Source organism: Enterocloster aldenensis (assembly GCF_003434055.1).
Classification (GTDB): domain Bacteria; phylum Bacillota; class Clostridia; order Lachnospirales; family Lachnospiraceae; genus Enterocloster; species Enterocloster aldenensis.
Genome location: NZ_QVEX01000001.1, coordinates 1,343,986 through 1,355,073 on the forward strand (window position 1 = coordinate 1,343,986; position 11,088 = coordinate 1,355,073).

The following is an 11,088-nucleotide window of genomic DNA, read 5'->3' on the forward strand; positions in this document are numbered from 1 at the left end:
CGTCCTCCTATAATACTTCCAGATATAATTTGCGTGCGTCTTCTTCTGTTACGGTCCTTCTGTTATTTACCAGTAAGCGCTGTACCTGCATCCCTGCGTCCACCAGTACGTCCAGGTCGTCCCGTGATACCCCGTAAACCGACAGGCTTGCAGGTATTTCCAATACCTCCACCATACGGCACAGTTTTTTTATGAGATTCCCGGACTTTTCTTCTTCTGTCATGGCTGCCCCGTCATCCGCAATCCTGTCATATGCCGCGGCCAGCAGTTCCCGGCAGTCCGGCTCATTAAAGCGCATGACCGGAGCCAGCATGATTGCGTTGGACACGCCGTGGGGAATATGGTATTTTCCTCCCAGAGGATAGGAAAGCGCATGTACGGCAGTAGTTCCTGAGGCAGTAATGGCCACCCCTGCATAGAATGAGGCTAAAAGTATCTGCTCCCTAGCATGTAAATCAGCCGGTTCCCCGCAGGCCGCTTCCAAATTCATCATAATCATTTCCAAAGCCCTCAGGGCAAATGTATCTGATATGGGGTTGGCCTTTTTGGATGTAAAACATTCAATGGCATGTGCCAGGGCGTCCAGACCGGTGGATGCCGCAATCTTAGGCGGGAGTTTCTCAACCATGGATACGTCAAGTATTACATAGTCGGCAACCATTGCTTCATTTACAATTCCTACCTTTAACTCCTTTTCCGGGACAGCCACGATTGCATTGGGGGTTGCCTCAGCCCCTGTACCCGCTGTTGTGGGAATCATCAATGTCTTCATCTGCTTAACCGCTTTTGAGGAATCCTCCAGCAGGTCCCTGACCGTCAGGCCGGGCGGCAGGACGCTTACCAGCTTGGCCGTATCCATAACAGAACCGCCTCCGATGGCAACAATGAAATCAGCGCCAAACTCCCGGCATTCGTCCACCACAGCCTGTACCTGGTCCGCTGTGGGCTCCGCGGCCAGACGGTCAAAGACCGCCACCTGGCCCACAGCATTTGTTATGTCTTCAATGGGCCGTTTGGTAATCCCTGACTTGACAATACCCGCATCGGTTAATACGGCTGCCCGGGTCACCTTATTCTCCTTCAGCACTGAAGACAGCTTTTTCAGTGAATCCGTTCCGGCATATACAATGCCGGGAATCTTTAGACAATACTCCATCCGCTTTCATTCTCCCTTTCTTTTAAACAATTTATTAATCCAAGGAATATATCCTTTTCTCCAAATCCGCCGGACTTAGTGATAATTTCATATGGTTCACCTCTGTAAATAAAGGATGACAGGACAATCCCAGGCATGATTTCCTCTATCGGTTCCATATCATGTACATCCAGTGCCCTGAGAAGTCCAATCAGCGTATCACCCCCGGTTATCATCAATATGCTGTCCCGGTTTACATTCAGCAGTTCTTTGGAAATGCTTCCTAGAATCTGTAGAATCCGCTCTCTCAGCTGATCCAGTGAAAGCCCTGTTTCCCGTGCCAGTCCCTCCGCCGGATTTTCGCCTGTATTCCCGGATGAATCTATAATCAGGTATGGATTGTGTCTGCATAGGTCCGCCAGTTCACTGAACTCCCTGGAACCTGCAAATATGTAATCCTTCTCTTTCAGCATCTTTCTCACAATATCCAATACCGGATAATACCTAAAGCCATTTTCCGCCGCATACCCTATCTGTTCCAGCGTAATGGGATTAATGGAACCGCTCACTGCGAAAATACCGTTTTTCAGTGATATCTTCCTGGATCCGGATTTTTTTATCCGGAAAATCCCCGGCAGGATTGACGCAAACCCGGCGCAGCCCGCCATGATTTTCAGATTTCCTTCCGTGCTCAGCTTCTCTGCCCAATACCGGATATCCATATCGGTTTCCGAATCATATATCACAACAGACGGGGTTTTTATCTCTGCAGTTACCGTTTTATCACGGGAATATACCTCCAGACAAGGGATATCTGCCTGCTGTGAAATAATTTCCCTGACCGAACTGGATGTAACCGGGTTAAAGGGGTCTTTTCCAAAAACAGATTCACCTACTTTAACAGTATCAATGTAGTGGATTCCCTTTTTAGTGAAGCGCTTCATCTTAGGATAAGCCGGTATGAACGGAAGCATCTTGGCCTCTGACGCACGTAACAGCGCCTCCAGGCAGCTTCCAATGTTTCCCCTTAAGGCTGAATCTGTCTTCAGATAAAAATAACTGATTCCCGCATCCATTCCTCTTCTCACTATACTGTATATGACCGAGTATGCTTCCCCAGGTGAAATGTGTCTCGTCTCCGCGTCAATCACTGCCACTTCCGTATCATCATCCTGGGAAAATAGATAATTCCGTTCAAACACCACCTTTGTCTTAACGCCATTCTTGGCAAAATGTACGCTGGTATCCAATGCTCCCGTAAAGTCATCTGATAGAATTAAAAGTTTAATCATAGATTATCTCCGCATTTTCTGCAATACATTTAATTGTCTTATTTTTAAACTGTTTTGCTTGATGCATTTATATTACTAAAACAGACGCTGGAAATATATATTGTTTCAGGGATTATTGTTTCATTTTTATACGTTTTATTATTTCAAAAAAGATATATTGCTTTATTTGTTTCATTATGATACAATTTAATAAATTATAATACATGGAGGTAGGACCATATGGCTGCTGACAAGATAAAAATTTTAGGAGTTGCTCCATATACCAGCATGAAGTCCCTGATGATAAATGCTGCCAGGCAGTTTCCTGATATTAACCTGACCGTCTATGTGGGGGACCTGGAACAAGGAGCGCAGATTGTAAGGGACAGTACGGATAATTACGACATCATCATATCCAGGGGCGGTACGGCCCAGTTAATCAGTAACTTCTCAGCTGTTCCCGTAATGGATATCCCCATATCCGTATACGATATCCTCAGGGCCGTGAAATTAGCGGATAACTATGGACAAAAATACGCCATTGTGGGATTTCCGAGCATCATAGATTCAGCCGCCATTCTATGCGACCTTCTCCAGTACAATATAACGCTGATTACCATACACAGTTCAGACGAGACCATGGGTGTGCTTAAAACCCTGCAGAAACAGGAATATAAAATCATACTGGGGGACAATATCGTCACAAGCTGTGCCAAAAACCTGGGGATGAATTCCCTTCTGATCACATCCGGGTCAGAAAGTATCTGCGCTGTCTTTAAACGCGCCATTTCCTTCTGCCACAACTTTGCAGGCATACGCACGGAACTTTCCGTCATACGCTCATCATTTAAGGGCCAGTCCTCATCCACCCTGATTCTGGACCAGCAGTGCGAAACTGTATTTTCCTGTTTCAATACAGATGACCTCGAAACGGCCTCCGCCATCACTCATAAACTAAAGGAAGAAATGCAGAACTGCTTAGATGCGGAAAAAAAGAAATTTTTCATAAATATCAGCAATCAGATGTTTTCCGTGTCATCCTATTCCTACAATGATTTCGGAAAAACATATGTGGCCTTCCACATATGGACTAATGAAGTGCCGGTTGCCGGCACAAGAAAGGGAATAAAGATACTCAACAGTGACCAGCTTGAAGAATCCAACTCACTTTTTAAAAATATAGCCTCCAACACAGACCTGATTGCTCAAATCAAAAAGATGGAACAATACACGACCCCTGTCATGCTTCTTGGGGAAACCGGAACCGGAAAGAGCCATCTGGCTGCACTCATCCATCTTGGCAGCCCCCTGAAAAACAATCCGTTCATAGAAGTGGACTGCAGCCTGTTGTCTTCCAAAAACTGGAGTTATCTTATAAGCAGCTATAACTCGCCTTTCCTGGATTCCGATAACACCCTATGCCTGAGCAATATAAACCATCTGGACAAGGAACAGACCACGCGCCTGCTTTCCCTGATACTGGATTCCAACCTGTGCGGCAGGAACCGCGTCATATTCTCCTACAGCACGGATTCCGGTGCACAGGCCCCCAAGGAATTTTATGAATTCATCAATCAGTTTACCTGTGTTACCCTGTCAACCTCCCCGCTGAGGGACAGTGCCGCGGACATTCCCAATATCGCCAACCTCTATCTCAACAGCCTCAACATGGAACTTGGCAAAGGCCTGGTAGGTTTTGAGCCGGAAGCCCTTGATCTGCTGCAGAATTATTCGTGGCCATATAATATCTCACAGTTCAAACGGATACTCCACGAAACAGCCCTGGTGACAGAGGGTTCCTATGTCACTGCCGATATGGTATTTAAATCACTGTCCAAAGAGCCCGGCCACACCCTTGGTGCGGTCCCAAACTCCTCAGGGACAGGAAGCCGGAACTACAATCCGCAGAAAACACTGGAACAGATGAACAGGGAAATAGTCCTGGCCGCCTTATCCTCCAACAACGGGAACCAGACCCGTACTGCCAAGCAGCTGGGCATCAGCCGTTCTACCCTCTGGCGTTATCTGAACGGAAAATAGGGTGCATGCAGCATGTCATGAATTGCCTTCTGCAAGCCTGCACAGCACCCTCCTGCACCTGCACACATCCTCATAGGGTACATACTCATTAGGCTTATGGGCCAGTTCCAGGCTGCCCGGCCCATAGGACATGCAGTTGTGATTGCCCAGCTTCCCGGCAATGACGGCAGTATCCGTATATCCGTTAAATGACCCTACTGCGGTTTCGCTTCCTGTCACCTCACCGCAGACATCCCTGAGATTTTTAAGCAGCCGGGAACCGCTGTCCTTTTCCACATAGGGGCGGTCCCCTGTGACGATATAATGCCCCTTGACCCCGGGCACCTCATGTTCGGCTATCCTGATAGCCTGCTCTATGATCTTCACAGCCGCCCCGGTATCGGTCGGAGGTACCAGTCTCATATCAATCCATACTTTACAGGTATCCGGCACCACATACGGGCGGTATCCTCCTGTAATCTGGCCAAAGGTCACGGTTGGGATTCCCAGGTCCCCGTGGGACGGGCATCCTGCTATGGCCTTCCTGATATGGCTTACCGCTTCCGCCATGGCTGCAATGGCGTCCGCGCCTTTCCAGGGATTGCTGGCATGGGCCGTGATTCCATCCATGGTAAGTTCAAACCAGGTACGTCCCTTATGTGCCACCTGAATCTGTCCGTCCGTGGGCTCCGTGTCCAGGATCCAGTCATCCTTTTGCACCCAGCCGTCCTGGATGGCGGCTTCCACACCCCGCATGAAATCCTCCTCATCCACGGTGCCGATAAAGGATAATGACCGCTCCGGAAGTTCCCCCCTCTCTCCCGCCAGTTTAACGGCATGGGCAAACGCGGTAAGGGCACAGGCCAGACCGGACTTCATGTCGCAGGCTCCCCTGCCATAAAGTCTGGTTTCCATATCCTTTCTTCCTACGTCATCTGTGCTGCTGCCGGTCCGTTCCGCCTCTTTAACCACGGCTCCCAATGCAGGCGTATCCTCATCCCATCCATCCCCCAGCATAACCGTATCCATGTGGCATATGTAAATAAGTCCGGGCTCCTTGGTCCTGCCCGGTATGCGGGCCATGACATTGCTGCGGCCAGGGAGGACCTCCCTTTCCTTAAGCTCAATCAACCCTGCCAGACTGCCGGCCGTCTCGGTGATTTTGCTCTGCAGCCAGCTGAATATCCATTTTTCAATGGTTCCCTCGTAAGCCCCCGGATCGGAACTGTCTATCCCAACCAGCTGCCTGGCCAGATTCCACGCTTCCCGGTCCAGACGGACCTCCTCATCCTCTGCGGTCTTACTTACTGCGGTGGATACCGCGCCCTCTAATTCTCCCATCCTCTGCTTCCTCCCATACACTCATTCAATCTATAAATAAAACCATATAATGTTATATCACCGGTACCAGGATGAGTAAATAGCAAATGTTGATTTAATTTCCAGTCATCTGCAAGCCCCAGCCTACAAATCATCAATAATCGCCGCACTCTTTGCATAGGCCGTGCTCTTTGCCTCGAAGAAATCCGTTTTCACCATATTGGCATTGGAGTACTGGTTCACCCAGGCCATGGATTCAGGCTCCTTCTCATACCCTTCATACAGCGGTCCAAAACCCAGGCCGGTCCATCTTAGGTTACCCAGGTATTTAATATAGGATGAAACCATATCCTTTGTCAGTCCCGGCACATCATCCCCAATCACATAACAGCCCCACTCTATTTCCTGGCTCACGCCTTCCCTCAGCATTTCCTCCAGCATTTTCACGTTCCCCGGCGTGAACAGGTCCGGTTCTTCCTTCTTAAGTTCTCCTATCATGCTGCGGAACAGCCACAGATGGGTGTTCTCATCCCGGTTGATGTAGCGGATTTCCTGGACGCTTCCCGGCATTTTCCCGTTTCGTCCAAGGTTGTAGAAAAACATGAAGCCGCTGTAAAAATATATGCCCTCCAGGATGTAATTAGCCATCATAACCCGCAAAAGGGTCATATCATCCTTTCTTTCCTGGAACTCGTTATAAAGGTTCCCGATAAATGTATTCCGCTTCAGAAGGTGTGCGTCCTCCTTCCACTGATAAAGGATCCGGTCCCTTTCCACGGGGCTGCATATGGAATCCAGCATATAGCTGTAGCTCTGGCTGTGCACCGCCTCCTGGAACCCTTGTATGGTCAGGCACAGGTTTACCTCATTGGCCGTTATGTACTGGCCGATGCAGGGCAGGTTGGCTGTCTGTATGGAATCCAGGAACACAAGGAAACTGAGTATTTTATCAAATGCCTCCCTCTCTGCCCCGGACAGGTTCCGGTAATCCTTCACATCCGTGCCAAGGTTGATTTCTTCCGGTATCCAGAAATTATTCATGGCCTGTCTGTACCAGGCGCTGGCCCAGGTGTACTTCATATTGTTAAAGTCGTTGAGATTGGTGGTATTGCCCCCAATCATCCTCCGGCTGTTCTTATCCGTGTCCCCCTGTGGGTTAAACAGGGATTTTGCCTTTAAAACTGTCATGTCGCGCTCCTTATTATGAATGATAGATGGATTTTGGGCCTGGGAGCCGCCGCAGCGGACCACCCAGGCGGCCAGACTGCCCGGCCGCCTGGCGCACTTAGCTGGAGCAGCTCTCGCACTCCTCCACCTCCAGTGACTGGCTGCGCACATAGTAAATGGTCTTGACCCCCTGTTCCCAGGCCAGGATATATAGGTTTAACAGCTGCCGCATGGTATACTCATTGGTGATATACAGGTTTACGCTCTGGGCCTGGTCGATATGGCGCTGGCGCACCCCGGCCGCCCGCACCGTATAGGTCTGGTCAATGGTGTATGCGCTTTTATACAGCCAGAACGTGCTGATATCCAGCTCAGGCGCCACCCTTGGCATGATGGAATTCTTCTTTTCCTCCAGAAAGAAACGCTTCATCACCGGATCCAGGCCGGCGGTTGTCCCGGACAGGATGCTGGTGCTGCTGGTAGGCGCCACCGCCATCAGCCATGCGTTGCGCATCCCCTGCGCAGCCACGTCCGCTGCCAGCCCGGCCCAAGGTCCGCCTTCATATCCCCTCTTTTTAAAATACTCCCCTGTCTGCCATTCACTGCCCTCAAAATATTCATAGCTGCCCTTTTCCGCGCCCAGGGCACTGCTGGCCCGGATGGCCGCATAATTAATCCGTTCAAATACCTGGTCTGCAAATGCAAGGTGTTCTTCGCTTTCCCACCTAATCCTGTGCTTTGCCAGCATATGATGATATCCGCTGACCCCAAGCCCGATGCTCCGGTAACGCCTGTTGGTCACTTCGGCATAGGGAAGGGGATAAAAGTTCAGATCAATCACATTGTCCAGCGCCCGCACGGCCGTGGAAACAATTTCCCCCACCTCCCTGTCGCTGGTCACGTCAATGTTGCCAAGACAGAGGCTTGCCAGGTTGCACACCACAAAGTCGCCCGGCCTGGTGGTATTCACAATCACGGTGTCCCCCTCCCTGTTAAGGATTTCCGTTGACACGGATTCCACGGGCGACATGTTCTGGGCAATCTCAGTGCAGAGGTTGGAGCAGTAAATCATTCCCTTATGGCTGTTGGGATTGGCTTTGTTTACAATATCACGGTTGAAGGCAAAGGGCGTCCCGGTTTCCACTGCGGACTTGAGGATCAGCCTCACCGCGTCCTTAAGCAGAACCGTGCGCTTGGAGATGCGCGGGTCCTTCACGCAGTCCCGGTAACGTTCTTCCCACTCCTCCCCATAGGAATCCTCCAGGCAGTAACCTTTGACTGCCTCTATCTCATGGGGACACATAAGATACCAGTCCTGGTCCAGGTTTTCCTTTGCAAGCCTCCAGAACAGGTCCGGGTAACACACCCCCGGGAAAATATCATGGGCCTTCATCCTGTCGTCCCCGTTATTGGTCCTCAATTGAAGGAACTCAGGCAGGTCCTTATGCCACGCATCCAGATAGACCGCAGCAGCGCCCTGGCGCATCCCAAGCTGGTCCACGGCCACAGCCGTGTCATTGACCAGCTTTATCCAGCGTATCACCCCGCCTGCAGCCCCCTTAAAGCCCCGTATGCTGCTGCCGGTTGCCCTTACCTTTCCAAAGTACAGCCCCATGCCGCCGCCGAACTTGCTGACCTGGGCAAAATTATCCACGCTTCTGTATATGCCCTCCAGGCTGTCCGGCACCGTATCAATAAAACAGCTGGAAAGCTGGTGGTATGGCTTCCTGGCATTGGAAAGGGTGGGGGTGGCCATGGTGACCTTTATCTGGCTGAGCATGTCATAGAACCGGCGCACCCACTCCATCCTGACCTCCTTCTTTTCCTTCATGGCCAGGTGCAGCGCAATCCCAAGGTACATTTCCTGGGGCGTCTCCAGTCCATGGCGCTCACGGTCCTGTATCACATAACGCTTCAGCAGGAGGTCCAGCCCCGCGTAGGTGAACAGGCAGTTGCGCTCCTCACGGATAAATCCCTGGGCCTGTTCAATCTCCTCCCTGCTGTAATTCTCAAGGATATACGCCCCGTAAAGCCCCTGGTCCGTCAGGTATTCAAGCTTATCATACAGGGAGACGATACCCAGGGTCCCAAGACGCTCCTCAACTTCCTGTTGGAATTGGCAATACCTGAGCCTGGCCGCTGCAAATTCCCACCTTGGCGCCTCCCTGGAGGTCAGCTCTGCCGCGGACCGGATAAGGGTCTCCATGTGTTCCTCAGGAGTCATATTCGCTTTTTCAAATGCCCTGCAGCGCTCAAATAAAAGCTCCAGCCCATAGCCTTCGCCTGTAAAATCACGTCCGATTCCCTTCAGGCACTCCATGAGCCCCGGATTCCTGGTCCCGCGGACCGCTTCGTTTATATACGCATCATTCATAATCTCATTATTATCTCCTTATGTTCCTTCCATACATAACCCTTACGGCACAGATTCCAGCCGCGCTTCAGAGCCACGGTTCCCATTATAAACCATATATCTTGTGGTTACAAGCTGATTTTATACAAAAATACCCAAAATGCTGTGTTTTACCCAAATTTACCAAATTTCATATCCATCTCATATTTCCTTGCTGTCCGCCTTATATTCCCCCTCTGCCTACTGCCCGAATTTCCAGGATGGGCCCCTTCCCGGACCAATCGGATGCCCCTTCCTGGCTGCCCGGATGTACCTTCCTGGACCGGCCAGATGTACCTTCCCGGACCGATTGGATGCCCCTTCCTGGCTGCCCGGATGTACCTTCCCGGACCGACCCGATATACCTTCCCGGACCGACCCCATGTACCTTCCCGGACCGACCCCATGTACCTTCCCGAACGGCCGGATGCCCCTTCCTGCGCTGACCGGATATCCCACTCCCAGGCGCCCCTCATCCGCCCGTTCCCAGCTACAGCCTTATGGTTGTAACCATTTCAGCAAAAAAGGTGATTGCACTTGTGGCCCTTTCCGCTTATTATATGGTTGGATTGTTAATAACAATGCGGCAGAACCGCAAAGGGGGTAAACTTTCCGGACCATACGGTATTGTGTCCGGGAAGCAGGGATTATGAAAGAATTGAAAAATCCATTCTGGCGCATGGCAGCCGAGTATGGTGTCATTACTTTAAGTATCTGGATTATGGTAGTGGGGATTTACTTTTTCAAATTTCCAAATCATTTTGCATTTGGAGGCGTAACAGGCTTTTCCACCGTGGTCAGCGAGGCAACCCGCTGGTCTGCAGGCGACTTCACATTCATTGTGAACACGGCCCTGCTCCTGCTGGGCTTTATTTTCCTTGGAAAGGGATTCGGCCTTAAGACCGTTTATGCCAGCATGCTTATGTCTGTCAGCCTTTCCATGCTGGAGCGCGTCTGCCCTCTGGCCCGTCCTCTGACAGAGGAACCGCTGCTGGAGCTTATGTTTGCGATTTTCCTCCCGGCCGTGGGCACTGCCATCCTGTTTCATATCGGGGCCTCCAGCGGGGGAACCGATATCATTGCCATGATATTAAAAAAGCACACCAGCCTTAACATAGGGACCGTCCTCATGCTGGTGGATGTGGCTGCCGTGGCTTCCTCCTTCTTTATATTCGGACCGGAAACAGGGCTGTTCTCCACCATTGGCCTTGCCGCCAAGTCCCTTGTGATTGACGATGTCATCCAGAACATCAACCTTTGCAAATGTTTCAATATCATATGTGATGACCCGGACCCGATCTGTGACTATATCATTAACACGCTGCACAGAAGCGCCACGGTCTACCATGCCCAGGGTGCTTTTTCCCACCATGAAAAAACAGTCATCATGACTACCATGAAGCGCAGCCAGGCCCTGAAACTGCGCAATTACATCCGCGGGATAGAGCCCACTGCGTTCATGCTGATTTCCAATTCCAGCGAAATCATCGGGAAAGGGTTTCTGACTAACTGACGGGTACAGGCATGTGTAATCAGACAGTCATATAGCAAAAAGGAAGCGGATATATGCGCCGGCGCATACACCCGCCTCCTTTTTTGATTGCCAGGATCAACGCCAGGACAGGCGGCATCAGGGACACTCATGTAATCGGCAGGCAGAACCCCTATGAGGTTCATGATAATAACAGCCAAAGCGGTTATTGTGACAACGGTAAAGGAGGGGTTTCATCCATCATCCCAGACAGTCGCCGCCACCCGTAAAACGGGTGGCTCGGTGAACGGGT

General features: G+C 50.7%; 8 protein-coding genes. 2 read left to right on the top strand and 6 right to left on the bottom strand.

Annotated features, from left to right (window positions below):
* Window positions 1-7 precede the first annotated feature (7 nt).
* Both DWX59_RS06295 and DWX59_RS06300 read right to left on the bottom strand, forming a co-directional pair.
* The gene (locus DWX59_RS06295; protein ID WP_117557075.1) at window positions 8-1,156 is read right to left on the bottom strand and encodes an iron-containing alcohol dehydrogenase; all 1,149 of its coding nucleotides are present in this window, start codon (window positions 1,154-1,156) and stop codon (window positions 8-10) included.
* Window positions 1,141-2,427 carry a four-carbon acid sugar kinase family protein gene (locus DWX59_RS06300; RefSeq protein WP_117557077.1) on the bottom strand — a complete coding sequence of 429 codons (1,287 nt, stop codon included), beginning with the start codon at window positions 2,425-2,427 and terminating at the stop codon, window positions 1,141-1,143. The genes DWX59_RS06295 and DWX59_RS06300 overlap by 16 nt, the downstream gene beginning before the upstream one ends.
* Before the next feature lie 219 nt (window positions 2,428-2,646).
* Between DWX59_RS06300 and DWX59_RS06305 the strand changes: the two genes are divergently transcribed.
* Window positions 2,647-4,446 carry a sigma-54-dependent transcriptional regulator gene (locus DWX59_RS06305; protein ID WP_117557079.1) on the top strand — a complete coding sequence of 600 codons (1,800 nt, stop codon included), beginning with the start codon at window positions 2,647-2,649 and terminating at the stop codon, window positions 4,444-4,446.
* Between the two features lie 15 nt (window positions 4,447-4,461).
* On the opposite strand, the gene DWX59_RS06310 is transcribed toward DWX59_RS06305, so the two are convergent.
* From DWX59_RS06310 to DWX59_RS06325, 4 genes are all read right to left on the bottom strand, one after another.
* Window positions 4,462-5,766, bottom strand: a complete 1,305-nt coding sequence (locus DWX59_RS06310) for a M20 family metallopeptidase (RefSeq protein WP_117557081.1) — start codon at window positions 5,764-5,766, stop codon at window positions 4,462-4,464.
* A 123-nt stretch (window positions 5,767-5,889) separates the two neighbouring features.
* Window positions 5,890-6,933 carry a ribonucleotide-diphosphate reductase subunit beta gene (locus DWX59_RS06315; RefSeq protein WP_117557083.1) on the bottom strand — a complete coding sequence of 348 codons (1,044 nt, stop codon included), beginning with the start codon at window positions 6,931-6,933 and terminating at the stop codon, window positions 5,890-5,892.
* Window positions 6,934-7,030: 97 nt separating this feature from the next.
* The gene (locus DWX59_RS06320) at window positions 7,031-9,286 is read right to left on the bottom strand and encodes a ribonucleoside-diphosphate reductase subunit alpha (protein WP_117557085.1); all 2,256 of its coding nucleotides are present in this window, start codon (window positions 9,284-9,286) and stop codon (window positions 7,031-7,033) included.
* A gap of 219 nt (window positions 9,287-9,505) precedes the next feature.
* Complete coding sequence (locus DWX59_RS06325) at window positions 9,506-9,763, bottom strand: hypothetical protein (protein ID WP_147325770.1); 258 nt, start codon at window positions 9,761-9,763, stop codon at window positions 9,506-9,508.
* Window positions 9,764-9,953: 190 nt separating this feature from the next.
* Between DWX59_RS06325 and DWX59_RS06330 the strand changes: the two genes are divergently transcribed.
* A complete protein-coding gene (locus DWX59_RS06330; RefSeq protein WP_117557089.1) occupies window positions 9,954-10,817 on the top strand; it encodes a YitT family protein in 864 nt (287 codons plus the stop codon).
* The last annotated feature ends 271 nt before the right edge of the window (window positions 10,818-11,088 follow it).